Below are 24711 nucleotides of genomic sequence, written 5' to 3'. Positions count from 1 at the left end.
TTTCCTCATGTCTTTTTGGCGTTTGTCGGAAGGTATCAATATAGATAAGAGAGGAAGGGTTTCCATGTTTAAGAAGATCTTTGGTGTTCTTCAAAAAGTCGGAAAAGCGTTAATGCTTCCAGTAGCGATTTTACCGGCGGCAGGTATTTTACTTGGATTTGGTAATGCATTTCAAAATCCACAGTTAACAAATGTTATTCCTGCTTTAAAAGCAGATTGGTTCGTAATGGTTGCAAAAATTATGGAACAATCTGGTGATATTATTTTCGCTAACCTTGCATTATTATTCGCAGTTGGGGTAGCAATTGGTTTAGCTGGTGGAGACGGAGTAGCTGGTTTAGCAGCATTCGTCGGCTACTTAATTATGAACAAAACGATGAGTGTGTTCTTAGAAGTAGATAAGCTAGTGAAAGTAACAAGTTCTGGAGCAGACCCAGTAAAAATTGGATTTGCAGATCCAGCGTATGCAAACGTATTAGGTATTCCAACGCTACAAACAGGGGTATTTGGTGGTATTATCGTCGGTATAGTAGCGGCATATTGCTATAATAAATACTTCAATATTGAATTACCATCATACTTAGGTTTCTTTGCAGGTAAGCGTTTCGTACCGATTGCAACTGCAACATTCTCTTTAATAGTAGGTATTATCATGTGCTTCGTTTGGCCATACATTCAAGGTGGCTTAAACACGTTCTCACATCAAATGATTGATGCAAATAGAACAATTGCAGCATTTATATTCGGTTTAATTGAACGTTCATTAATTCCATTTGGATTACATCACATTTTCTATTCACCGTTCTGGTTCGAATTCGGTCAGTATACAAATGCAGCTGGCGAATTAATCCGTGGTGACCAAAAAATCTTTATGGCACAGTTAAAAGACGGTGTAGAATTAACAGCAGGGACATTTACAACTGGTAAGTATCCGTTCATGATGTTCGGTCTTCCAGCAGCAGCTTTAGCAATGTACCATGAAGCACGTCCAGAAAATAAAAAATTAGCAGCAGGTATTTTAGGTTCTGCAGCATTAACATCTTTCTTAACAGGTATTACAGAGCCACTTGAATTTTCATTCTTATTCGTAGCGCCAGTATTATTCGGAATTCACGCTGTATTTGCTGGTCTATCATTTATGACAATGCAAATTTTAGGTGTTAAAATTGGTATGACATTCTCTGGTGGTTTAATTGACTTCCTATTATTCGGTGTACTACCAGGCCGTACAGCATGGTGGTGGGTAATTATTGTTGGTCTTGTACTAGCAGTTATTTACTACTTCGGATTCCGCTTTGCAATTCGTAAATGGAATCTAAAAACACCTGGTCGTGAAGTGGCAAATGCAAATGACGGCGCAGGAAAAGCAGAAGCAGGCGAACTCCCTCGTGAAGTATTAGTAGCACTTGGTGGTAAAGAAAACATTGCTTCTTTAGATGCTTGTATTACTCGTTTACGTGTTCAAGTTAACGAACAAAAGAATGTAAACAAAGACCGCTTAAAAGAACTTGGAGCAGCTGGTGTACTTGAAGTTGGAAATAACATTCAAGCTATTTTCGGACCGAAATCTGACACATTAAAATCACAAATTCATGATATTATGTCAGGTCGTACACCTCATGTTGAAAAAGAAGAACCTGTAAAAGTGGAAGAAACTCCTCAAAAAGTTGATGAAAATGAAACAATTGTATCACCAATCGAAGGAAAAATCTTACCAATTACAGAAGTACCTGACCAAGTATTCTCAGGAAAAATGATGGGAGACGGATTTGCAATTGAGCCAACTGAAGGAACAGTAGTTTCTCCAGTGAACGGTGAGATTGTCAATGTATTCCCTACAAAACATGCGATTGGTATTCAATCTGAAGGCGGAAAAGAAATTTTAATTCACTTCGGTATTGATACTGTAAAATTAAATGGTGAAGGTTTTGAAGCGCTTGTAGCACAAGGCGACAAGGTGAAACAAGGCCAACCATTATTAAAAGTAGATCTTGCATTTGTAAAAGAAAATGCACCATCTATCATTACACCAATTGTCTTTACAAACTTACAACAAGGGCAACAAGTCGAATTGAAAAAAGATGGAAATGTTAAGAAGGGCGAAACCGCTATTATTGACATTCAGTAGGAATTTGACGCAAAATGTTTATAATTATAATAGGCGATGTGGTTGACCGAACATCGCCTATTATATACAATAGATGATGTAGTACTCACGTCTATACAACTAAAAAATACTGTAATTTAAAGGAGATAAATTATCATGGAAAAAATCTTTAAAGTAACTAGCGACTCAGGAATTCATGCTCGTCCAGCAACTCTACTTGTAAACACTGCAAGCAAATTCGGTTCTGATATTAACTTAGAGTATAACGGAAAGAACGTTAACTTAAAATCAATCATGGGCGTTATGTCTTTAGGCATTCAACAAAACGCAGAAATTAAAATCACTGCAAATGGTGATGATGCAGCTCAAGCACTAGCAGCTATCGAAGAAACTATGAAAAACGAAGGATTAGGAGAATAATGACTCTTAACATTCAAGGGATCGCTGCATCAAGTGGGATTGCTATTGCAAAGGCTTTCAGACTTGAAAATCCTGAATTTAACATCGAAAAGAAATCAATTACAAACGAAGCTGCAGAAATTGCACGCTTAGACGCTGCGCTTGAGAAAGCAAAAACTGAATTAGAAGCTATTAAGGACCACGCATTTGCTGAGCTAGGTGCTGACAAAGCTGCAATCTTTGAAGCACATTTATTAGTGTTAAATGATCCAGAACTAGTAAACCCAGTAAAAGATAAAGTAAATAGCGAAAAAGTAAATGCTGAATTTGCAATGGATGAAGTTGCATCAATGTTTATTTCTATGTTTGAAAACATGGATAACGAATATATGAAAGAACGTGCTGCGGACATTCGTGACGTAACAAAACGCGTTCTTGCACATTTACTAGGAATTAACTTCTCAAATCCTGGTACAATTTCTGAAGAGGTAATCATCATTGCTGAAGATTTAACACCATCTGATACAGCTCAGTTAAACCGTAAGTATGCAAAAGGTTTCACTACTGATATCGGTGGACGTACATCTCACTCAGCAATTATGGCTCGTTCTATGGAAATTCCAGCTGTTGTTGGTACAAAAGTTGTTATGGAGAAAATCCAAAATGGCGATATCGTTATCATTGACGGTTTAGATGGAGAAGTAATTGTAAACCCATCAGAAGAAACTCTTCGTTCGTTTGAAGAAAAGAAAGCGAAATTTGAAGAGCAAAAAGCTGAATGGGCTAAATTAAAAGACCAAGCTACTGTAACAAGTGACGGACATCACGTTGAGCTTGTTGCAAATATCGGAACACCAAATGATGTACAAGGTATTATCGATAATGGCGGAGAAGGCGTTGGCTTATACCGTACAGAATTCTTATACATGGGCCGTGACAATCTTCCAACAGAAGAAGAGCAGTTCGAAGCGTATAAAGCAGTTCTTGAAGGTGTAAAAGAAGGTCAACCAGTCGTTGTTCGTACACTTGATATCGGTGGAGATAAAGAGCTTCCATACTTACATTTACCAAAAGAAATGAATCCATTCTTAGGATATCGTGCAATTCGCTTATGTCTTGATGAGCAAGATGTGTTCCGTACACAACTTCGTGCATTACTTCGTGCTAGCGTATACGGTAACTTAAAAATTATGTTCCCAATGATTGCAACTCTTGATGAGTTCCGTCAAGCGAAAGCAATTTTATTAGAAGAGAAAGCGAAACTTGTAGAAGCGGGTACAACTGTTTCTGATTCTATTGAAGTTGGTATGATGGTTGAAATCCCAGCTTCAGCAGTATTAGCAGATCAATTCGCGAAAGAAGTTGACTTCTTCTCTATCGGAACAAATGATTTAATCCAATACACAATGGCTGCAGACCGTATGAACGAACAAGTATCATACTTATACCAACCATATAACCCATCTATTTTACGTCTTGTAAAAATGGTTATCGATGCTGCTCATAAAGAAGGAAAATGGGCTGGTATGTGTGGTGAGATGGCGGGCGATTCACTTGCTATCCCATTACTATTAGGATTAGGGTTAGATGAGTTCAGTATGAGTGCAACATCTATTCTTCCTGCAAGAACACAGCTAAGCAAGTTGTCAAAAGCAGAAATGGAAACATTAGCAGAAAAAGCATTAATGATGTCAACTGCTGAAGAAGTTGTTGAACTGGTTAAAAGCATCTAATTAATAAAAAAACCTGAGTCGATTTGAAATCGGTCTCAGGTTTTTTCTATGAGAAAAGTAAATCTTATTTGCTTACTATCGAGGATAAGAGACAGAATTAGATAGCGATTGCAACGATATCAGTTGGGCATACACGTAAAATACCAGTAAAAGTATTTCGATTTTGATTGTTCTTATCGTCTTTATTGTTATCTTTGTTGTCTTTGTCATTACGAGCTAAAGCAGAGAAAAGAGCAACACCGTTAGCGAAACCTTCAAAAATTACATTGTTGAAAGTACCATTACCTCTAATGCTTAAAAGAGAAAGTTCTGTTCCAACTGAAATGCTAGCAAGTACGTTACATACAGCTGGTTGTTGTGGTCTAACCTCTCTCTCTCTCTCTTTCTCGCGATGGTCGCGCTCTCTTTCATGATGATGACATTCTCTAAAGTTATCACAGCATCCAAATGATCCAAACATAATCCTCATCACCCCCTTCACACTTATAATCTATGTAAGTTCGGTAGTTAGTGACTGGACAGAGAGTGGAATTTTTTCTAGGGGATTTTCTCATTTTAAATGACTAGCTGGGTGTTTAGTATGGAATGATGTTTAAAATAGGTGGAATATAACAAAAAAATGTAAAAACCACCGAAATAAATGAAATGGGTAGCCTTTACACTTTTTTACTTTTATATAAAACGATGATATATACAGGAAGAGCTAGGAGTAGTGGTACAATGGATCGTGCAGTATGTTTTTCTGATTCTAATTGGAATGCTTCTTCTTTTGGAAATTGTAAAATGGAGATGTTTGCGGCATCACCAATAAAATATAGAAGCAGTACAGTTACTATGTAACATAAAAGTGCGATAAAGCTTCCGTATGAACTCAATGAAAATCCCTCTCTTGTTATCTATTTGTTATCATTGTATCACAATTGTAACAAAAATACACGGGTATATTTCAACGCCTTAACAAAATTCGACATGAAACGTCACGTTTATTTATGAGAAGGGAATAGAATATACTTTTCCATAAGTATAAATGTCGAATGATTTGTAGTAATATTACAAAAGTATGACAGGGAATAAAAAAACGAAGGCAATGTAGTTGCCTTCGTTTTTTATTATTTTGCCCACTCGCTTACTTGCTCTACGCTCATGCGAGGTGCAGGGTGGCCTTTTAAAGTTGATTCACCAATTGTAATAAGCATAATTGGAACGTAACGAGATGAAACGTTAAATTCGTCTGTCAGTGCTTGTGGATTGAAGCCACCAATAGCACAAGTATCCCAACCAGTTGCTTTAGCTGCAAGCATAAGTTGCATTGCTGCTAAAGATGCATTTGAAAAGGCAGCATCTCTTGGGAATTGTTCACGAGCATATGCAGATTCAATATTTTTAGCTAAGCGTTCTTTTGCTTCTTCTTTCATAAATCCTTGTTCTACAATTGGACCATATACTGGCTCAACATTTTTATAAGCTTCTAAATCACCTAAAATAGCGACTACTGCAGAAGCATCAAGAATTTGTTGTTGGTTATAAGCTATTGGGTGTAATCGTTTTTGTACATCTTCACCTTGAAAAACAAGGAATTTCCAGTGTTGTAAGTTCCAAGCGGAAGGTGCTTGTGCTGCTGCTTTTAAAATCTCATGTAATTCTGTAGATGAGATTTCTTTATTTGGGTTGAATGCACGTGTAGATGTGCGTTCATATAGAACGTTAAAAAAGTTGTCGTTTGTCATAATATATCCTCCAAATTGTATATAAAATTATCGGGAAAACGCAATGTATATTACTTACATTTTGTAAGTTATCGAATTTAAGAATATAATATCTTTATTTTAATTGTCAAGTTTTAAGGAATAAGCTAGGGCATTCATACAAACGATATAATTCCTATAATCATACACTAAAAAAGGAATTTATAGAGTGAAAAGGGAAGATAACATTCTCAATTAGCTTGTTAATATGTATTTCTCACAAATTAAAGTTTATTGGAGAACAGTCTTTTAAAAATGTTTGTGAGGAATTCAGTAGAACAAGATATATGAAGTGAGTGAAGACTAGTGATGAACATACTACATTTTTTATTAGAGAATACGGTTTTCCAAAATGTGTTACAAGATCTGCAGTTAAATGTCCTTTATATAGAAAATGGATGTAAACATCAACAAACGATAGAAAATATCCATCCAAAATGTATGTTTATAGCAAATAGTTTTGAAGAGGGCGAACTATTATTTCAAAGAACGAAACCGCACATTATAATTATGTATGTAACAGATTATTCTCAAATAAAATATATAAAGAATATGTATACCTCGCAAAGTACATTCATTGTCATTTGGGATCAACAAATAACAAAGGAATTTACAGATGTACTTGCATTAGGAATACGTAATATTGTAATAGCCCCTGTAACTCCGCAAGCAGTGTTAGAAGAAGTGAATAAGAGTTTGTATCAACTTTCTTTAGTAAGGCAAGTTAGTTTACAACAGGAACTGCTTCAAACGATGTTTGATTTTCAAAATGATTTATTATTTATAGTAGAAGATGATGAAATTGTTGATTGTAATACAAATTTTTTAACGTTTTTCGGATATGAAAATTTGTTTGCCTATCGCGAGCAACATTTAGTATTTGCTGAACATTTTATTAGAGAAAATGGATACTACTCGACGACGCATGATATAACATGGCTAGACGATACTTTATCAAGCGGTAGAAGAATTAAGATGTCAAATTATGAAGGGGCAGTATCTACTTTTCTATTACGTGCGACACCATTGCCAGAAGATTTATCAAGATTTATTGTAAAGTGCACGGAAATTACAGAATTAGATGAAATCTATCAAGAACAAGAAAGACTTGCTATGATAGATTCATTGACAGAGATTTATAATCGTTTAAAGTTTCAACAAATACTAGAGGTAGAATGGGAAAAGGTAATACGTAATGATGAGAAAATAGCAATTATTTTATTTGATATAGATAATTTTAAAACAGTTAATGACACATATGGTCATGATTTTGGCGATTTGGCATTAATACAACTTGCAGAGCTTATGAAATCTAAAGTGGAGCAGCAACATGTATTTGCAAGATGGGGAGGGGAAGAATTCATTATATTAGTGACAAATACAGTAGAAAAGGAAGCATTTCAAGTTGCGGAATCATTACGATTCTTCATTGAAACAAAGCAATTCACTGGAATTTCGAAGTTAACAGCTAGCTTTGGGGTTGCGTTATATGAACAAGGAACTACAAGAGAAGAATTAATGCAACGAGCGGATATTGCATTATATGAAGCGAAAAAAAATGGAAAGAATCAAGTATGTGTGTATAGAAAAGAAAAAATGTGATTTTTCGCAACAAATTGTTGCGATTTTTTTTTATTGTTTGATAATAGAATAGGGGGACAATTTTTAGCGAAGGAATTATGGAGGATCAATATGATAAAAAAAGTAATGGTGGTGGCTTCACTGTCTGCTATAGTTGGCGGCGGAGTATACTATTTTCTTGTTAGCCCCAATATAAAGGAAAACACTGTATTAACAACTAAAGTGAATCCTACTATTGAATCGGAAGTACAAGGGAATATAGAAGAAAAAGAAGAGCAACAAATTGATTATGCTAGCATATCTCAAAAATTAGATCAATATTTAGTCGGAAAGCAATTCAATGGAACAGTTTTGGTAACAGATAAAGAGCATGTTATATTGAATAAAGGATATGGGTATGCTGATGTTCAAAATAAAATAGAAAATACGCCTCAAACAAAATATCGTATCGGTTCTATTACGAAAACAGTCGTTGCCACATCTATTTTACAGCTGCAAGAACAAGGGAAATTGAATATTCAAGATAATGTAAATAAATATATTCCTTCATTTCCGGAGAATAAAAATATTACGCTATATCATTTATTAACGCATACCTCTGGTTTACCTGAACACGCAAAAGGCAATATTAATGCGGCTTCCCGCTTACAATTAATTAATTGGATTGGACGTCAAAATTTAGAATTTCCTGCAGGAACAGGTTGGAGATATACAGATTATAATTATATGGTGCTTGCTTATATAATAGAACATATATCGAAAAAACCTTTAGGAGATTACATAAAAGAAAACATATTTGTAAAAGCAGATATGCATGAATCCGGTATGGGAAATATGGTACCTGGAGATAAAAATTTTACAAAGGGTTATGTGAAAAAAGATCAAGAGCTTGTACCAGCGCAGAAGTTAGGCATGGATTGGCTATATGGTTGTGGTGAGATGTATACGACAGTTGGAGATATGAAGAAATTAGACGAAGCAATTATAAATGGAAAACTTCTTTCTGAACAAAGTATACAAGCAATGTTTTCACCTTCAGCAGAACGGAAATATGCATTTAGTTTTTATATATATCCAGATTATTTTCATAATCATGGTGTATTATCTGGTTGGAACACTTTCAATAATTTTAATAAAGAAAAAGGAACTTTTGTTATTTTATTTTCAAATGTGAAAAATAGTATGGATGATGACTTTAATAAAGAGTTCCGAAAGATGGTAAATGATTTATTAGAACAAAGGGGATGAGAAAATGGAACATAAAACTTTATCAATAGGTTTCATTGGTATTGGCGTAATGGGAAAAAGTATGGTTTATCACTTAATGCAAGATGGTCATAAAGTATATGTATATAATAGAACGAAAGCAAAAACAGATTCTTTAGTGCAAGATGGTGCAAATTGGTGTAATACGCCAAAAGAGTTAGTAAAGCAAGTTGATATTGTAATGACAATGGTTGGATATCCACATGATGTAGAAGAAGTGTATTTTGGTATAGAAGGAATTATAGAACATGCCAAAGAAGGTATGATAGCAATTGACTTTACGACATCTACACCTACTTTAGCAAAACGGATTAATGAAGTTGCAAAAAGCAAAAATATATATACGTTAGATGCACCTGTCTCAGGAGGAGATGTTGGTGCGAAAGAAGCAAAACTCGCAATTATGGTAGGTGGGGAGAAAGAAATATATGATAGATGCTTACCTTTACTTGAAAAGTTAGGAACAAACATTCAATTACAAGGACCAGCTGGGAGTGGACAACATACAAAAATGTGCAATCAAATTGCGATTGCTTCCAATATGATTGGAGTATGTGAAGCTGTTGCTTACGCGAAGAAGGCTGGACTGAATCCAGATAAAGTGTTAGAGAGTATTTCAACAGGGGCAGCAGGTAGCTGGTCATTAAGTAATTTAGCTCCTCGAATGTTAAAAGGAGACTTTGAGCCAGGATTTTATGTAAAGCATTTTATGAAAGATATGAAAATTGCTTTAGAGGAAGCAGAAAAATTACAATTACCAGTCCCAGGCTTAAGTTTGGCGAAAGAATTGTATGAAGAGTTAATTAAGGATGGCGAAGAAAATAGTGGAACACAAGTACTATATAAAAAATATATAAGGGGGTAAACGAGGTGGACCTTCAAAAGTTTGATGAGATGATTGATACTGTACAGCGAGCTACTTGTATGCAAATTAATGAAAAACAAAAAGAAGCTTTTAAACAAAAATATGATTTTGAACCAGAATTTGAATATGGAAGAGATGAGAAGGGACATTATGTAATTCGAACCTCAAAAAAGATGTTAGAAGAAATGGAGTTTTATTTGGCATTGAAATATGATCGTGATGGAGTGGATCTTTATATGCAAGCTGAGATTGATGGTATATTTCATGTATCTGTTAGCTATGGTGAAGATGCCCTACATCTACAAGAATTGTTTCAATTTCTAGAAGAAAATAAATAAAAGTCCTCATTTGAGGACTTTTATTTATTTAGTCATCTTTAATTTTTATAATTATAAGTTAGAAGCGCGTCGGCATCGTTCAACCGGGAACGGGATAATTTGTGCGATGTGATTAGGACCAAATTGTTTTGTACGAGCATGGCGTATTATATAAAAAGCACACAGAATTGAAACAGGAATAGCGCCGAATAAACCAAATAATAAAGCGCTTACACAAGATGCGACAAATCCTAAAACACCAATTTCTAACTCTTCCATAATAGCTCCTAAAATAACAGGAAATGCTCCACATGTAACTCCAAGTATAAGTGCGATAAGTAAGCTCATGATTATCCCCCTCTGTTTGCGATATTATTTTCCTTCTAAGTTAATTGTAGTATATCACATATAAAACAGAATTTTCAGAAAAAATTCAATAAATGTTCAAAAAATGTTCGAAAAATGCACTTGAAAAATTAAGGTGTAAATTTGTGATGAAATGGTACTTTCAAGTAAATAAAAAATCAGACTTATTTCAAAATGAAATAAGCCTTTTCCATAGGAGGATGTATATATGTAGAGTGAATAAAAGTTTGGAAAAGGGGGTCCAAGTCCTTTTATTCAACTAACTACCTTAATAGATTGGAACCCAGCCTTCAGTTGTCACAAAAATACGAATAGCTACAACTTGGCGATCATCTTGCAAGGTAAAATAATGTCTTGCATTTTCAGGAACAGATATTAAATCGCCTGGCTCAAGTTCAACATCAAAGAATTTCCCATCTTTACCTTCAATAGCGAAAATGCCGTGACCACTGACGATAAAGCGAACTTCGTCATCTGTATGATGGTGTTCCTTTTGGAAATTAATTAATAATTCGTCAAGGTTAGGTGTGCTACTTGAAAGTGAGATTACATCATGTGCTTTATAACCTCGACGTGCTGAAACATCAGCGATTTCTTTTGAAAAAATAGCTAATATTTCAGCTTTGTTTTCATCTGTTAACGAATAATTTTCATTTAAATGAGTAGGAAGTTTAGAAATATTCCATTTCTCATATAAAACGCCTTCCTCTTGTAGAAATTTAGATACTTCCACTTCATTTTCAATACGAGTATTTACTTCATGAATACGAATTTGCGCCATTAGAAACGCCTCCTTGAATTGATAATAGTTTTATATGAAATTGGAATAAAAACTCATAAGCTTCTAATCTCTTCTTTGCATCAAAGCTATCTCGGCCCCATACGGTAATACCGTGGTTACGGATTAATACTGCACCCGAATCTCCTTGTATATGCTTTCGGAAGTTTTCTCCAAGTGTTGGGATATGGGCATGGTTTTCGATAATAGGAATGTGAATGGTTGCACCTTCTTCCCAAATATCGAGAGCTTTAATAATTTCTTGATTTTGAAGGGTGACTGCATCACTATATAAATTTGTGATGACATTATTATCGGTTGTATGAACATGAAGTACGCAACCGGCATTCGTATTGTTATAAATGTGTGTATGCAATATTGTTTCTGCTGAAGGGCGTAATTCAGTCTCTAAAACGGGAACTCCTACATGATCTACTAATAGAAAATCATCTGGAGTGGTTTTTGTTTTATCTTTACCGCTTGCCGTAATAAGAAAAGTAAGTGGTTCATGACTAACCTTTATAGAAATATTACCACTTGTTGCTGGGAACCAATTTCGTGTTGTTAACTCTTTTTTTATCTCGCTTAAGTCATACCATTGACGAAAAAGTTGTTTCATGCCTTCACCTCCAACAAAAGTTTTAATTCAGCTTGCACATCTTGAAATGTTTCAAACGGTGTATAAGCAATATGATTTTCTTCACACTTTGTAATAAGAAAATCGCGAGCGAATACTTTATCAGCTTGTTTCGCGGCTTGTAAATCAGTAATAGAATCTCCAATTACAATATGAAAGTCATCTGTATCACTTAATTTACGGATTAATGATGATTTACATAATCCGCAATGATTTTGACAATGATCATCACAAGAATGGGGCCATTTAACTGTAATAAACTCTGCTGAAAAGTCTGTTTCATTACAATAAATTTGCTCTTTTGGAATGATTCCTTGTAAGAGTGGATAGACGAAGAAATCCATTCCACCTGATATCACGTAAAAAGAAATGTTATTTTCCTTTACGAATTGTATAAACTCATGAAAACCACTACGGATTTCAGCAGTTTCTATTAAAAATTGAATAATATCATCGTGCAGATTAGTAGGTATTAATTGAAATAATTGAGAAACACCTTCTTGAATGGATAGTTCTTGTGATAAAATTTTATTCTTTACTTCTTCGGCTTCTGGTGGTGCGAATTTTTCCATAATGGACATAATGTTATCATTATTTGTAATCGTGCCATCGAAATCACAAAATACTTGAATACTCATAATTTCACCTCATAAGAGGGATTTCCCCATATTTGTAGTGCACTATGCAAATTTATGTCGTCTACTTCATGGAGTGGTTTATTTTGCAAAGTAGCATCAATTGCAGTACGGAAAGCTTTACCGCCGCCTTGCGCTCCATTTGGATGTCCGTGTATCCCGCCGCCAGCATTAATAACAACATCTTTACCGAAATCTCGTACAATAAAGGGAACGAAACCAGGATGAATACCAGCAGACGGAACAGAAAAGCTCTTCTTGAAAGATGCATCGTCTTCAGTTAAATATTTTGAGATAGCAAGAGCCTCCTCTTTTTCTAGCGCAACACTTCCGTATGGAGATGGGAATAATGAAAAGTCAGCCCCAGCATAACGTAGTAGCTTTCCAAGTAATAATGGAGATGAAACTCCATATAACTTGGATGCTGAATAAGCACCACTTACAGCAGGATGTGCCATAATAGGAACTGGGATTTCATCATCTTCTGCAAGTGATTGTAGTACATCTAGTCCGTAAGCAAATACGTTAAATAATAGAATATCAGCTCCAGCTTGCACTGCACGTTTAGCATTTTCTTTTAAATCAAAAGTTCGTCCTGTTAAATTTACGGCATATAACGTTTTATGTCCGTATGTTTCATATACAGATTGTAAAACTTCTTTTCCAGATACAATGCGTTTCGTAAGTGGTGTTAATGCATTTTCAAATAATATTTCATCATCTTTTACTATATCTACACCACCAATTGCTTGATCGCGTAATTGCGTTTTTAAATACCCAATGTTTCGTCCAATCATTCCTTTAAAAATACTCATTAAAAGGGGACGATCATGCACTTGTAAAAGATTTCGAATACCATCTATCCCGAATTTTGGACCAGGAAAATGTTTTTTTAACTCGTCTGAAAAAGTTAAGTCAATTAATTTTACTTCGCCATCAAGTGATAGCTTTCCAAATGTAGTCGTTAAAATCGCTGGTAAATCTGGACTGAAGTTTAATAGCGGATATTCGATTTTAATAATTCCGCGTTTTACTTTTTTACGTAAATACGAATTGGTATGTTCATGTTCAGCTAATTCCTCAACATGAATGACGTTGCCTTTATGCTGCTTTAATTGTTCTTGCAATAAGTGTGGCAAATGAGTCCAAGAGCCAATTGTTAAACCGAGTGCAATTTGCTCAGCTTTTTTTTCTAAGTTATGTGAATCATCATGGATTAAATACGTCGCTATAATTCCGCTCATTGTTATAACCTCCTAGTTAAATAAAAAAACCTCTCAGCTAAGGAGAGGTTTTTTTACAACCAGCTCCTTATCTGTCAGCGTAATGCTGCGAGAATTAGCACCGTGTCTACAATTGTAGATCGGTTGCCGGGTTTCGTCGGGCTCGTCCCTCCACCTGCTCTTGATAAGAAGTATTTAGAAATGTTTAAATTTTTAAGATAACTGAATTTTGTCAGATATTTTTCGTGTTGTCAATTACTTTTTGAAAAAATTTAATTTATCAATTCGATTAATGGCTTCTCGTAATCTATCTTCTGTATGTAAGAGACCAACACGGACATACCCTTCGCCATGCTCACCAAATCCAACACCAGGAGCAACTGCGACATGTGCTTTTTCTAGTAAAATATTAGAAAATTGCTCAGAGGTATATCCTTTTGGAACGGGAAGCCATGCAAAGAATGATCCTGTTGGAATGTCTACATTCCAACCAATTGAGTGACAGGCTGAAATAAGAGCGTTTCTTCGAGATTCGTAACTATTTACAAGGTCTATTACACAAGACTGTGAACTTAATAGCGCTTCTCGAGCAGCATCTTGAACTGCACCGAATATACTAACATACATATGATCTTGTAATAGGTTAATTGTTTCAATCACACTTTCATTCCCTACAGCAAAAGCGATGCGCCAGCCAGCCATATTGAAAGTTTTTGATAATGTGTAAATTTCAATTCCTATATTTTTCGCACCATCTGCTTGCAAGAAACTAACAGGTTTTTGACCATCAAATCCGATAGCGCCATAAGCAAAATCGTGAACAACTAATATATTATGTTTATTAGCAAAGTGAATGGTTGCATCAAAAAAATCTTTTGATGCAGTAGCACCGGTAGGATTATTTGGATAGTTTAAAAACATTAATTTTGCACGCTCTGCAATAGAGTCATCAATGTTCGTATAATCTGGTAAAAAGTTATTTTCTGCAATAAGTGGCATTCTTTCAAATTGTGCTTTTGCTAAAGCAACCCCGGATAAATAATCTGGATAACCTGGATCCGGAACGAGAATCGTATCACCAGGATTTGTAAAACAAATCGGTAATTCTACTAGTCCAGCCTTCCCACCAAACAAAATAGCAACTTCAGTTTTTGGGTTTAATTCGACGCCATATTCACGTTTATAGAATGTAGCCACGGCTTCCTTTAAGCTTTCATGTCCGCGAAATGGCGGATATTTATGATGAATGGTCTTTTCGGCAGCATCTTGTAAAGCTTTTACGATATGCTGCGGTGTTGGTTGATCTGGATTACCTTGACCTAGATTAATAACATCGTGACCAGCTGCAACGACTTTGTTAACTTTTGCAACAAGTGAAGCGAAAAATTGTGTTGGCAATGATGTTACTATCTCAGAAGGTTGAAATAATTTCATACTTTCCACCTCTTTTGAAAGTTGTTACAATTCTAGTGACAAATGATATAATCTTTCCAGTATTTTGTAAAGAGAAAAATAAGAATGGGGCTGAAAAAATGAAAGTCGCATGTATTCAAATGGATATTGTTTTTGGAGATGTAGAAAAAAATATTGAGAATGCTAAAAATAAAATAAGTGAAGCTATGAAGGAAAGGCCAGATGTTATCGTCTTACCAGAACTATGGACAACAGGATATGATTTAACGAGACTTTCTGAAATTGCAGATAGGGATGGAGTGGAAACGAAAGAAAAGTTAATAGAATGGGCGAAGCGATATGATGTACATATTGTTGGTGGGTCCATAGCAAAGCAAACAGAGCAAGGCGTTACAAATACGATGTATGTTGTAAATAATGAAGGACAGTTAGTCAACGAATATAGTAAAGTACATTTATTTCAGCTTATGGATGAACATAAATATTTAATAGCTGGTAATGGTACGGGCGAATTTAAGCTAGATGATGTTGAATGCGCTGGAACAATTTGTTATGATATTCGTTTTCCAGAGTGGATGCGTGTTCATACTGCTAAAGGGGCAAAAGTATTATTTGTTGTAGCTGAATGGCCATTAGTTCGTTTAGCACATTGGCGTTTGCTATTGCAAGCAAGAGCAGTTGAAAATCAGTGTTATGTTGTTGCGTGTAATAGAGCAGGGAAGGATCCGAATAATGTGTTTGCAGGTCATTCTTTAATTGTGGATCCTTGGGGTGAAGTTGTAGTAGAGGCGAATGAAGAGGAATCAATTTTATTTGGAGAGCTTGAATTCGAGAAAATTAAAGAAGTACGTAAAGGAATTCCAGTTTTTGCGGATCGCCGTCCAGAATTATACAAATAAAATGTTGACAAGTGATTTTTATTCTTGGTATAGTCTTCAACATAAAGTTAAAAATTCAAAAAATTATACAACTCTTATCAAGAGCAGGTGGAGGGATTTGGCCCGATGAAGCCCAGCAACCGACCGTAATACCATTGTGAAATGGGGCGTTTATTACGCCAAAAGGCACGGTGCTAATTCCAGCAGAAAGTAAAACTTTCTGGCAGATAAGAGGGGAGAAGATAAACTTCAAACCTCTTTCTTAGTGGAAAGAGGTTTTTCTATGTTAGAAAAACCTCTGAATTTAAAAAGGGGGAGAAGAAGATGGGATATTATTCATTAACAGAAATAACAGCTGTACAATATGCGAAAGATCATGGCTATTTTGAAGAGAAGGCAAATGTCATTTGTCATGAAATTGGAGATGGAAACTTAAATTACGTGTTTAAATTAGATGATGGAGAGAAATCCATTATAATAAAACAAGCACTGCCTTATGCGAAAGTAGTTGGTGAAAGCTGGCCATTGTCTATAAAAAGAGCAACGATTGAAAGCAAGGCATTACAAATTTTTGCGCAGTATGTACCGGATTATGTTCCAGTAGTGTACAGTCATGACGAAGAGTTAGCGATAACGGTAATAGAAGACTTATCAAGACTAACAATTACAAGAAAAGGATTAATAGACGGAGAAGAATATCCGCTTTTATCCCAGCATATTGGTCGTTTTCTAGCACATGTTTTATTTTACACTTCAGATTTTGGTTTACAGTCAAAAGAGAAAAGGGTACTAGAAGGTACCTTTGTAAATCCGGACCTTTGTAAAATTACAGAGGATTTAGTGTTTACAGATCCTTTTGGGCATTATGATACAAATGATTATGAGCGAGATTTACAGCTCGTGGTTGATGAACTTTGGAGTGATAAAACTTTAAAACTAAAAGTAGCACAATATAAATATAAGTTCTTAACAAGAAAAGAAACTCTTATTCATGGTGATTTACATACTGGTAGTATTTTTTCGTCACCTTCTGAAACGAAAGTGATTGATCCAGAATTTGCGGCATATGGCCCATTTGGGTTTGACATAGGTCAATTTATTGCAAATCTATTATTAAATGCGTTATCTAGAGAAGAAGAAAAGAGAAGTGTACTATTTTTCCATATAGAAAAGACGTGGAGTTATTTTGTAGAGACTTTTACAAAGTTATGGATTGGAGAAGGTGTAGAAGCATATACGAAAGAAAAACAATGGTTACCAATTATTTTGCAAAATATCTTTACTGATGCTGTTGGATTTGCCGGATGTGAACTAATTCGTAGAACAATTGGTTTAGCTCATGTAGCAGATTTAGATGAAATAGAAAATAAAGAAACAAGAATTCAAGCTAAGAAACAAGCGCTATCCTTAGGAAAAGAACTAATAAAATATGAATCTAAAAGTGCTGATATTCAACTGTTTCGAACATTATTTCAACAGACAGTTTCAAGGGGTGTAAAAGCATGAGTACAATCGTTACTGTTCCGAGATCTGTAAGTTGGAAAGGGGATGCAATTGCGGTATTAAATCAAACGAAATTGCCACATAGCACAGAATACAAAACATTAACGACTATTGAAGAGGTTTGGAAAAGTATCATAATGTTAGAAGTACGCGGAGCGCCTGCAATTGGAATTGTAGCTGCATTTGGCTTGGCGCTTGCAGCGAAAAAATATAATACTTTACATATCGAAGAATTTCAAAAGAAGTTTAATAGAGACTGTAACTATTTAGGGACATCACGCCCAACGGCAGTAAATTTATTTTGGGCAATTGATCGTATGAGAGAATCTATTCGAGAGATTACTACAATAAAAGAAGCACAAAAAATATTAGAAGAAGAAGCGCTTCGCATTCAACAGGAAGATGAAGAGGTGTGTCGAAATATTGGGGAATATGCGTTAACATGTTTTAAAGATGGCGATAATATTTTAACAATCTGTAACGCTGGAAGTATCGCAACTGCCAGATATGGAACTGCATTAGCTCCCTTTTATATTGGAAAAGAGAAAGGTGTGCGTTTACATGCATATGCGTGTGAAACGAGACCAGTTTTACAAGGTGGTCGCTTAACGACGTGGGAATTGAAGCAAGCAAATATTGATGTGACCCTTATAACAGATAATACTGCAGCTCATGCTATTCAAACGAAAGAAATAAACGCAATTATTGTGGGGGCGGATCGAATTGTCGCAAATGGAGATACAGCCAATAAAATAGGGACAATGAATTTAGCTATTTTAGCAAAGTACTTTAATATCCCATTTTACGTTGCTGCGCCACTGTCAACATTTGATGTTACGAAAGAAACTGGAGCCGAAATTATTATTGAAGAAAGAGATGAAACAGAAGTTACGAAAATCTTTGGAAAACAAGTAGCACCAATTGGAACGGATGTTTATAATCCAGCATTTGACATAACGCCGAATGAATTAATTACAGGAATTATTACTGAGAAAGGTATTATACGCGGGGATTATAAACGAGAAATTGCATCATTATTTGAAAAACAAGCTAATACATAATAGCTTGTTTTTTTATGCCTAAATGCAGTGTTTTCTCTTACTTATATAATGAAAGGAGGGGAAGAGGGTGGAAGAGTGGATCAAGATGATAGGTAATGTAGGGTTTCCGATTGTTGTAACATTATATTTACTCCACCGTATTGAAAGTAAATTAGAGGGGGTAATTGTTGCAATTGAGAAGCTCCCGCGGCAATTACTAAAGTACGAAGATCCTCGGGATAAAAAATAAAGTTTGCTCTTATTGAGCAAACTTTATTTTTATTGAGCGGTATAACCACCATCGATAACGACAGCTTGACCAGTTATACCTTTAGCTTTTTCACTCGCTAAAAACATCGCATAATCTGCAATTTCTTGTACTTGTAATAAGCGCTTTTGTGGAACGAGTGGATAAATAACATCTTCTAAAACATTTTCAAGTGGTACATTTCGTGTAGTAGCTAAGTCTTGTAGTTGATTACGTACAAGGGGGGTATCAACATAACCAGGGCAAAGGGCATTAACAGTAATACCATGCGTAGCACCTTCTAAAGCGGCAACTTTTGTTAATCCAATTACGCCATGTTTTGCACTATTGTAGGCAGCTTTTCCAGCAAACCCGACAAGGCCGTTAATAGAAGCGACATTAATAATACGACCATATTTTTGTTGTTTCATAATCGGAAAGGCATGCTTAATTGCAATAAACGGAGCAATTTGCATAATTTGAATTAGTAGCTCGAACTTTTCAGTTGGAAAGTCTTCAATGGGTGAAACGTGTTGCATTCCTGCGTTGTTAATTAATATATGTAATGAACCGAAATGATCAACTGTTTGAGAAATTGCTGCTGTAATTTCCTCTTCAGATGTAACGTCACATTTTAAACCGATAGCTTGAAAACCTTCATTTTGTAATTGTTCAGCAGCTTCTTTTGCACGTTCTTCAAGCCGATCGGTAATCACAACTTTTGCACCTTCTTTTGCAAAAGCCTTTCCCATTTCATAACCAATGCCACTTGCAGCACCTGTTAAAAAGACAACTCGATTTGTAACCATGATGAAAAACATCCCTTCATAATAAAGTTTTCATAGTGCTCTATTTAGAGAAGCTATAATGAAATTCCTGCAAACATTTAGAAAAATATCGTTAGCTATCTTGTTTTGCAAAATAGTCTTTGCTATACTATTTTGTAAAGCAAGGTAGTAGGAGGATTTGAATTATGTCGACAAGTCAAATGCTGAAAGGGATTTTAGAAGGATGCTTACTTGCTATTATTTCTGAAGGCGAAATATACGGTTATGAAATGAGTGAAAAGCTAGCGAAGTATGGTTTTACAATGGCGAGTGAGGGAAGTATTTATCCGTTATTAATACGAATGCAAAAAGAAGGACTAATAACAAGCGTAATGAAGGAATCTCCATCTGGTCCAAAGAGAAAATATTATACATTAACAGAAAAAGGCGAGGAAGCACTTGATGAATTTATGGATCGCTGGGAAACGATGCAAAGTAGTGTAGAACGTCTACTTGAAGGGAAGGGAAGGAGAAAATAATGCTATCAAGTGAAGCGCGAAAGTTTTTGTTAGATATGAGATTATTTTTGACGGCAAAGAGTGTGAAAGAAAGCGATATTGAAAATTTTATAGAAGATGCGGAACTCCATTTAATTGAGGGTGAGAGTGATGGGAAAAGTGTAGAAGATATTTTCGGAAGCTCACCGAAAGAATATGCAAATGAACTTGTCAAAGTAATGGAAAGAGATAGACAGGAAACGTGGAAGCAAATTGGTTTTACAGTAATGAATATCGTATCGTTTTGGATTATTGCTTCTATCTTAATAGTGAATCATGGAATGTTACAGATTTCACTTATTCAGTGTATCGGTTATAGTTTTTCATTGATTTTAGTTGTTATAGGTCCTAATTTTCTACTTCGCAAAATGGCCTTCGTCACAAGTTTTACAAAAACATGGTTTTCTATGTGGTCTTTAGTTATGATCGCTCCAATGTTTTTATTAGGAGCTGTTACGATATTAGACGTGATATATCCGACAAAAATGCTCACATTCACCGAAGTGCAAAGTTATATAGTGGCTGGTGGGATTTTTATCATCACAGTAGCTATAAATATATATTTTGAAGGATGGTTTAAAAACTTATATTTAATCATTCCACTTTCAATTATGTTAGTGTTTAAAACATTTACAACGGAAGACCTTGTTCCAATGTTATTTCAAATTATATGTTTATACGGAAGTTTATTTATTTTAATTTTTGTTGAAATTATGATGAAGGCGAATAGAAGAGAAATGGTTAAATAAGGGAGGGGCTATAATGCAGATTTCTAAAGAAGGAGAAAAGTTCTTAATCGATACGAAAGTATATTTAATAACAAAAGGAATTAAAGAGGAAGATGTTGACGCTTTTTTAGAAGATGCAGAACTTCATTTAATTGAAGGTGAGAAAGAAGGAAAAACGGTAAGTAATATATTTGGTGATTCGCCAAAAGAGTATGCGGAAGAATTAGCGAAAGAGATGGAGAAGGATAAAGGCGGAAGTATAAAGAGTGTTTTAGGAATGATTATTGGGATAGGTGGGTATTGGTTACTAACCAATATTTTATTTGGAAATCCGAATCAACAATTTACGTTAACAAATGTACAGGTAATTGGTTATCCTATCGTTTTAATTATTACAATTATTGGAACGGTTTTTGCGTTTAGAATGTCTTCTTTTAAAAGTAAATTAGTAGAGTTTGGAATTATTTATGTAATAGTAATGATACCTATTTTATTATTAGTGTTATTAATGTTTATGAATAAATGGTATGGGACGCCAATTTTACAATTGTCGACAATGCAGACATATATATTAGCAGTAAGTATATTTTTATTACTTCTTATTGGTGAAGTATATGTTCTTGGTTGGATGGGTGTTTTGGTACTAATTGTTCCTCTTGCGATTATGTTCTTATTTAAAGACTTAGAAGAAAGAAATGTATTTTGGGGAATTGCAAAGATATTACTTATGTATGGAAGTATATATGGATTAATGAGATGGTCTTTAAAAATTGAAGAAAGAAAAAGTGTGAACTAGAAATTCAATAAAAAGCGGCTGCTCTGGATATACCAAAAATTATTTCCAAAGAAATATTATATAGGGATTTTTAGAGGGATTACATTTACCTTTAGTTGTCTATTTTTATTTCTAGCAGCCGGGATTTGTTTTGTTGATTGGAATAAGTTGTTTTAAACAGTAACATGAGGGTTACTGTTTTTTTCTTTGCAATAAAGAGCTTTGTAAAGAGAGTGTTTTTTGTTCGTTCGTCAATAGAGACTGAATAGGAACATTTTCAGGGCGCGGGACTATCGGATACATAAGATTGGTTGGAGAAGGATGGTGCTCCGAGCCAGTTGGGGAATGAGGATCTGCGTGAGTAAGTTTTCCGTGAACACGTCTTGTAAATAAAATATGACCGATTTCGTGAGCGAGCGTATATATATTTTTCATAGGAGCAGCCGAGTTTGTTAAAACGATATATCCGGTAAGTTGTTGCTGTTTTGCTAAAGAGTAAGCGCAGGCAATTACTGCTGTTTCTTTGAAATAATCACTGCCAATATAACAAATATAAAGGTCGCATTCAGGAGCTTCATTTACACATGTTTGGAAAAAGGATGCCAGCTTTTCTTGACTTTGAATGGAATTTTTATAACTGATTTCACGGTCAAAAAAACGGAAAAGTTCATTTAATACAATTACTTCTTGAATTTGAAATGTAATGGGGTGCCAAATTGATTCTGCAACAGCTAAATCTTTTGCGATTCGGTCATCAGAAATATCGGCGCCGGGAGTAATACAAATACATATATTGACGTATGGATCCATAAGGAACACCTCAACTGAAAAAAAGTTCTTCCTATAATATATGTGGGGAAAAGATGTCATGTATGGATAAACGCCTTCTTTATTGAATATATAGATGACAAGTCGAAAAAATTTCATAGTTCTATAACGTAGTGTGATCATCTTTTTGATATAGTAAAGAAAAGGGGGAGAATATATGTATACATTAAAAATCGTTTCAGACAGAGAAGCTCTTTATCAATTTGCAAGTTATGTAAGAGTTGTACAAGGGGTGGAAGATGTATATGTAGAGGTGGGAGAACCTTTATATGAACATCCGTTAATGAAGTTTTATGTACATATTAAGCTGAAAGAAACATATGAGCAGCATAAAGCGTTACAGGAAATAGCAAGATTAGTAGAATTGGGGCGTTTTACATATGTCCATTATCGTAATGATGAAATTGAGGAAGCTTTTGAAGCTGTAAAATATGAAAGTTTTAAGAAATAAAGGTGAAAAAAAGGAGGCGAAAGCTTCTTTTTTTCTTTAAAATTACATGAACAAAAAGAGCAAAATTTTGTTATGATAAGGGAGGTTAGGGAAAGGGGAATTTACATATGGGGTATATTGAAGAGTTACGAAAAGTCGTTGGTACAAGGCCGCTTATTCTCGTAGGATCAGCAATTATTATATTAAACGATAATCAAGAAGTATTGCTTCAATATCGTTCAGATACATATGATTGGGGTGTACCTGGTGGGGCGATGGAACTGGGCGAAACGACAGAAGAAACTGCACGTAGAGAGTTATTTGAGGAAACGGGGTTAACTGCAAAAATAATGCAATTTCTTGGTGTTCTATCAGGAAAAGAAGTATATTTCCGTTATCCGAATGGCGATGAAATTTTCAATGTTATTCATCTGTATCAGGCACATCATGTGAGCGGGGAATTAAAGCTCGATCATGAAGGGTTAAAACTTCAATATTTTCCAGTAGATAAGTTGCCAAAATTGAATGAAACGACAGAGAAAATTTTACAAAAGTTTTTATATGCGCTGACAGAATAGAAGGTTAATTCCTTCTATTTTTATTATATTAAATATTTTGATTTTTTAGTATGTTTATAGTATGATAGTTATAGATATACATCTTATGGAATTTCACCTAAAAACTGACTAGGGTACATAAGAGAGGGGCAAGTGCAAAATGCATAATGTTGTTATTACAGCTGCAGTTCGTTCGCCAATTGGAACTTTTGGAGGAGCGCTAAAAAATGTAACGCCAGTAGAATTAGCTGTTCCTGTACTTCAGGAAGCTGTAAAACGAGGCGGGGTAGAACCACATGAAGTTGATGAAGTAATTTTAGGTCATTGTATTCAAAGAACTGATGAAGCAAATACGGCGAGAACAGCTGCATTAGCGGCAGGATTTCCTGACACAGTTACGGGATATACAATCCAACGTCAATGTTCTTCAGGTATGCAAGCAATTATGTCAGCTGCAATGCAAATCCAATTAGGTGTAAGTGATGTTGTTGTTGCAGGTGGGGTAGAAGCGATGAGTTCGAGCCCTTATGCATTGAAACAGCACCGCTGGGGACAACGTCTACAGCACGGAGAAATTCGTGATACGGTGTGGGAAGTGTTAGAAGATCCGATTCACCATATTATGATGGGTGAAACAGCGGAAAATTTAGTTGAACAATATGAAATTACAAGAGAGGAACAAGATGAAGTTGCTCTTCGCAGTCATACATTGGCACTGAAGGCAATCGAGTCTGGATACTTTGACGATCAAATTGTTCCTATTACAATAAAAGAGCGTAGAAAAGAAGTTGTATTTTCGAAGGATGAACATCCACGTGCAGATATTACAGCTGAAAAATTAGCTGGATTGAAGCCGGCGTTCCGTAAAGATGGATCAGTGACTGCTGGAAATGCATCTGGCCTTAATGACGGGAGTGCAGTTCTAGTATTAATGAGCGAAGAAAAAGCGAAAGAAAAAGGTTTACAACCGTTAGCTAGAATTGTTGGATATTCAGTAGCTGGAGTAGATCCAAAAATTATGGGTATTGGACCAGCACCAGCAATTCGTAAAGGTTTAGAAAAAGTAGATTGGTCATTGGAAGATGCAGATTTACTTGAAATTAATGAAGCTTTCGCGGCTCAATATTTAGCTGTAGAGAAAGAGTTAGGCTTAGACCGTGAAAAAGTGAACGTAAACGGTAGTGGCGTAGGACTTGGGCATCCAATTGGTTGTACAGGGGCTCGTATTACAGTAAGTTTAATTCACGAATTAAAAAGACGTGGGTTAGAAAAAGGAATTGCCTCTTTATGCGTCGGTGGCGGTATCGGGGTTGCCTTATTTATAGAAGCACTATAA

At 35.2% G+C, this 24711-nt stretch carries 28 protein-coding genes, 1 pseudogene and 2 riboswitches; of the genes and pseudogenes, 18 read left to right on the top strand and 11 right to left on the bottom strand.

The window, feature by feature from the left end:
• The first annotated feature begins 64 nt into the window (after positions 1–64).
• The 3 genes from ptsG (at position 65) to ptsP (ending at position 4239) form a co-directional block, all read left to right on the top strand.
• A complete protein-coding gene (gene ptsG / locus C3Y97_RS20470) occupies positions 65–2128 on the top strand; it encodes a PTS glucose transporter subunit IIABC (protein ID WP_000473178.1) in 2064 nt (687 codons plus the stop codon).
• Between the two features lie 135 nt (positions 2129–2263).
• A complete protein-coding gene (ptsH, locus tag C3Y97_RS20465; protein WP_000411080.1) occupies positions 2264–2527 on the top strand; it encodes a phosphocarrier protein HPr in 264 nt (87 codons plus the stop codon).
• Positions 2527–4239, top strand: a complete 1713-nt coding sequence (gene ptsP / locus C3Y97_RS20460) for a phosphoenolpyruvate--protein phosphotransferase (protein WP_000174207.1) — start codon at positions 2527–2529, stop codon at positions 4237–4239. Before ptsH ends, ptsP begins: the two co-directional genes overlap by 1 nt.
• A gap of 97 nt (positions 4240–4336) precedes the next feature.
• Here ptsP and C3Y97_RS20455 read toward each other — a convergent pair whose 3' ends face one another.
• The 3 genes from C3Y97_RS20455 to C3Y97_RS20445 all read right to left on the bottom strand — a co-directional run bounded on the left by C3Y97_RS20455 (position 4337) and on the right by C3Y97_RS20445 (position 5966).
• Positions 4337–4699, bottom strand: coding sequence for a DUF3915 domain-containing protein (locus C3Y97_RS20455; RefSeq protein WP_000468041.1), 363 nt, complete (start codon positions 4697–4699; stop codon positions 4337–4339).
• A 196-nt stretch (positions 4700–4895) separates the two neighbouring features.
• Positions 4896–5114 carry a hypothetical protein gene (locus C3Y97_RS20450; protein WP_000100485.1) on the bottom strand — a complete coding sequence of 73 codons (219 nt, stop codon included), beginning with the start codon at positions 5112–5114 and terminating at the stop codon, positions 4896–4898.
• A 234-nt stretch (positions 5115–5348) separates the two neighbouring features.
• Positions 5349–5966, bottom strand: coding sequence for a nitroreductase family protein (locus tag C3Y97_RS20445; protein ID WP_000180387.1), 618 nt, complete (start codon positions 5964–5966; stop codon positions 5349–5351).
• A gap of 327 nt (positions 5967–6293) precedes the next feature.
• Here C3Y97_RS20445 and C3Y97_RS20440 point away from each other — a divergent pair, with 327 nt between their 5' ends.
• The 4 genes from C3Y97_RS20440 to C3Y97_RS20425 all read left to right on the top strand — a co-directional run bounded on the left by C3Y97_RS20440 (position 6294) and on the right by C3Y97_RS20425 (position 10034).
• The gene (locus C3Y97_RS20440) at positions 6294–7586 is read left to right on the top strand and encodes a GGDEF domain-containing protein (protein ID WP_001023185.1); all 1293 of its coding nucleotides are present in this window, start codon (positions 6294–6296) and stop codon (positions 7584–7586) included.
• A 90-nt stretch (positions 7587–7676) separates the two neighbouring features.
• Positions 7677–8813: a serine hydrolase gene (locus tag C3Y97_RS20435; RefSeq protein ID WP_000592910.1), complete on the top strand. Its 1137-nt coding sequence runs from the start codon at positions 7677–7679 to the stop codon at positions 8811–8813.
• Positions 8814–8817: 4 nt separating this feature from the next.
• A complete protein-coding gene (locus C3Y97_RS20430; protein WP_025687569.1) occupies positions 8818–9696 on the top strand; it encodes an NAD(P)-dependent oxidoreductase in 879 nt (292 codons plus the stop codon).
• A 5-nt stretch (positions 9697–9701) separates the two neighbouring features.
• Positions 9702–10034 (top strand): DUF3909 family protein, encoded by a 333-nt coding sequence (locus C3Y97_RS20425; RefSeq protein WP_000365619.1) that lies wholly within the window; start codon positions 9702–9704, stop codon positions 10032–10034.
• A gap of 51 nt (positions 10035–10085) precedes the next feature.
• On the opposite strand, the gene C3Y97_RS20420 is transcribed toward C3Y97_RS20425, so the two are convergent.
• The 6 genes from C3Y97_RS20420 to C3Y97_RS20395 form a co-directional block, all read right to left on the bottom strand.
• Positions 10086–10361: a hypothetical protein gene (locus C3Y97_RS20420; protein ID WP_000054659.1), complete on the bottom strand. Its 276-nt coding sequence runs from the start codon at positions 10359–10361 to the stop codon at positions 10086–10088.
• Between the two features lie 286 nt (positions 10362–10647).
• The gene (locus C3Y97_RS20415) at positions 10648–11160 is read right to left on the bottom strand and encodes a 1,2-dihydroxy-3-keto-5-methylthiopentene dioxygenase (protein WP_000057314.1); all 513 of its coding nucleotides are present in this window, start codon (positions 11158–11160) and stop codon (positions 10648–10650) included.
• Positions 11138–11776 carry a methylthioribulose 1-phosphate dehydratase gene (locus tag C3Y97_RS20410; RefSeq protein ID WP_000811341.1) on the bottom strand — a complete coding sequence of 213 codons (639 nt, stop codon included), beginning with the start codon at positions 11774–11776 and terminating at the stop codon, positions 11138–11140. Before C3Y97_RS20410 ends, C3Y97_RS20415 begins: the two co-directional genes overlap by 23 nt.
• Positions 11773–12432: a 2-hydroxy-3-keto-5-methylthiopentenyl-1-phosphate phosphatase gene (locus C3Y97_RS20405; RefSeq protein WP_000027461.1), complete on the bottom strand. Its 660-nt coding sequence runs from the start codon at positions 12430–12432 to the stop codon at positions 11773–11775. Before C3Y97_RS20405 ends, C3Y97_RS20410 begins: the two co-directional genes overlap by 4 nt.
• Positions 12429–13673: a 2,3-diketo-5-methylthiopentyl-1-phosphate enolase gene (gene mtnW, locus C3Y97_RS20400; protein WP_000014181.1), complete on the bottom strand. Its 1245-nt coding sequence runs from the start codon at positions 13671–13673 to the stop codon at positions 12429–12431. Before mtnW ends, C3Y97_RS20405 begins: the two co-directional genes overlap by 4 nt.
• A gap of 64 nt (positions 13674–13737) precedes the next feature.
• Positions 13738–13843: riboswitch (SAM riboswitch) on the bottom strand.
• A 64-nt stretch (positions 13844–13907) separates the two neighbouring features.
• Positions 13908–15086, bottom strand: coding sequence for a pyridoxal phosphate-dependent aminotransferase (locus C3Y97_RS20395; protein WP_000765518.1), 1179 nt, complete (start codon positions 15084–15086; stop codon positions 13908–13910).
• 14 nt (positions 15087–15100) lie between these two features.
• Between C3Y97_RS20395 and C3Y97_RS20390 the strand changes: the two genes are divergently transcribed.
• The 4 genes from C3Y97_RS20390 (at position 15101) to C3Y97_RS20375 (ending at position 18736) form a co-directional block, all read left to right on the top strand.
• A complete protein-coding gene (locus C3Y97_RS20390; protein WP_002204714.1) occupies positions 15101–15964 on the top strand; it encodes a carbon-nitrogen family hydrolase in 864 nt (287 codons plus the stop codon).
• Between the two features lie 71 nt (positions 15965–16035).
• Positions 16036–16177: riboswitch (SAM riboswitch) on the top strand.
• Positions 16178–16267: 90 nt separating this feature from the next.
• Complete coding sequence (gene mtnK, locus C3Y97_RS20385; protein ID WP_000542684.1) at positions 16268–17449, top strand: S-methyl-5-thioribose kinase; 1182 nt, start codon at positions 16268–16270, stop codon at positions 17447–17449.
• A complete protein-coding gene (gene mtnA / locus C3Y97_RS20380) occupies positions 17446–18507 on the top strand; it encodes an S-methyl-5-thioribose-1-phosphate isomerase (RefSeq protein ID WP_000104604.1) in 1062 nt (353 codons plus the stop codon). The genes mtnK and mtnA overlap by 4 nt, the downstream gene beginning before the upstream one ends.
• Positions 18508–18574: 67 nt before the next feature.
• Positions 18575–18736: a YvrJ family protein gene (locus C3Y97_RS20375; protein WP_000393336.1), complete on the top strand. Its 162-nt coding sequence runs from the start codon at positions 18575–18577 to the stop codon at positions 18734–18736.
• A gap of 29 nt (positions 18737–18765) precedes the next feature.
• Here C3Y97_RS20375 and C3Y97_RS20370 read toward each other — a convergent pair whose 3' ends face one another.
• Positions 18766–19542, bottom strand: coding sequence for a 3-hydroxybutyrate dehydrogenase (locus tag C3Y97_RS20370; protein ID WP_000258428.1), 777 nt, complete (start codon positions 19540–19542; stop codon positions 18766–18768).
• A 164-nt stretch (positions 19543–19706) separates the two neighbouring features.
• Here C3Y97_RS20370 and C3Y97_RS20365 point away from each other — a divergent pair, with 164 nt between their 5' ends.
• The 4 genes and pseudogenes from C3Y97_RS20365 to C3Y97_RS28200 form a co-directional block, all read left to right on the top strand.
• Positions 19707–20039 carry a PadR family transcriptional regulator gene (locus C3Y97_RS20365; protein WP_000107982.1) on the top strand — a complete coding sequence of 111 codons (333 nt, stop codon included), beginning with the start codon at positions 19707–19709 and terminating at the stop codon, positions 20037–20039.
• The gene (locus C3Y97_RS20360) at positions 20039–20806 is read left to right on the top strand and encodes a DUF1129 domain-containing protein (RefSeq protein WP_000952886.1); all 768 of its coding nucleotides are present in this window, start codon (positions 20039–20041) and stop codon (positions 20804–20806) included. Before C3Y97_RS20365 ends, C3Y97_RS20360 begins: the two co-directional genes overlap by 1 nt.
• A gap of 13 nt (positions 20807–20819) precedes the next feature.
• The gene (locus C3Y97_RS20355; RefSeq protein WP_048655576.1) at positions 20820–21581 is read left to right on the top strand and encodes a DUF1129 domain-containing protein; all 762 of its coding nucleotides are present in this window, start codon (positions 20820–20822) and stop codon (positions 21579–21581) included.
• A 12-nt stretch (positions 21582–21593) separates the two neighbouring features.
• A pseudogene (locus C3Y97_RS28200) lies at positions 21594–21737 on the top strand (DNA-binding protein); the annotation flags it as partial.
• Between the two features lie 15 nt (positions 21738–21752).
• Here the strand turns inward: C3Y97_RS28200 and C3Y97_RS20345 are convergent.
• Positions 21753–22370: an ImmA/IrrE family metallo-endopeptidase gene (locus C3Y97_RS20345; protein ID WP_000371608.1), complete on the bottom strand. Its 618-nt coding sequence runs from the start codon at positions 22368–22370 to the stop codon at positions 21753–21755.
• Between the two features lie 175 nt (positions 22371–22545).
• Here C3Y97_RS20345 and C3Y97_RS20340 point away from each other — a divergent pair, with 175 nt between their 5' ends.
• The 3 genes from C3Y97_RS20340 (at position 22546) to C3Y97_RS20330 (ending at position 24711) form a co-directional block, all read left to right on the top strand.
• On the top strand, positions 22546–22839 hold the full coding sequence (locus C3Y97_RS20340) for a DUF3928 family protein (protein ID WP_000288330.1): 294 nt from the start codon (positions 22546–22548) through the stop codon (positions 22837–22839).
• 107 nt (positions 22840–22946) lie between these two features.
• Positions 22947–23396, top strand: coding sequence for an NUDIX hydrolase (locus C3Y97_RS20335; protein ID WP_000540529.1), 450 nt, complete (start codon positions 22947–22949; stop codon positions 23394–23396).
• Between the two features lie 139 nt (positions 23397–23535).
• Positions 23536–24711 (top strand): acetyl-CoA C-acetyltransferase, encoded by a 1176-nt coding sequence (locus C3Y97_RS20330; RefSeq protein ID WP_000552078.1) that lies wholly within the window; start codon positions 23536–23538, stop codon positions 24709–24711.

Source organism: Bacillus sp. DU-106, assembly GCF_004799705.1.
Taxonomy (GTDB): domain Bacteria; phylum Bacillota; class Bacilli; order Bacillales; family Bacillaceae_G; genus Bacillus_A; species Bacillus_A cereus.
The sequence above is the reverse complement of the archived record's forward strand: the minus strand, read 5'-3'. Positions and strand labels throughout refer to the sequence as shown.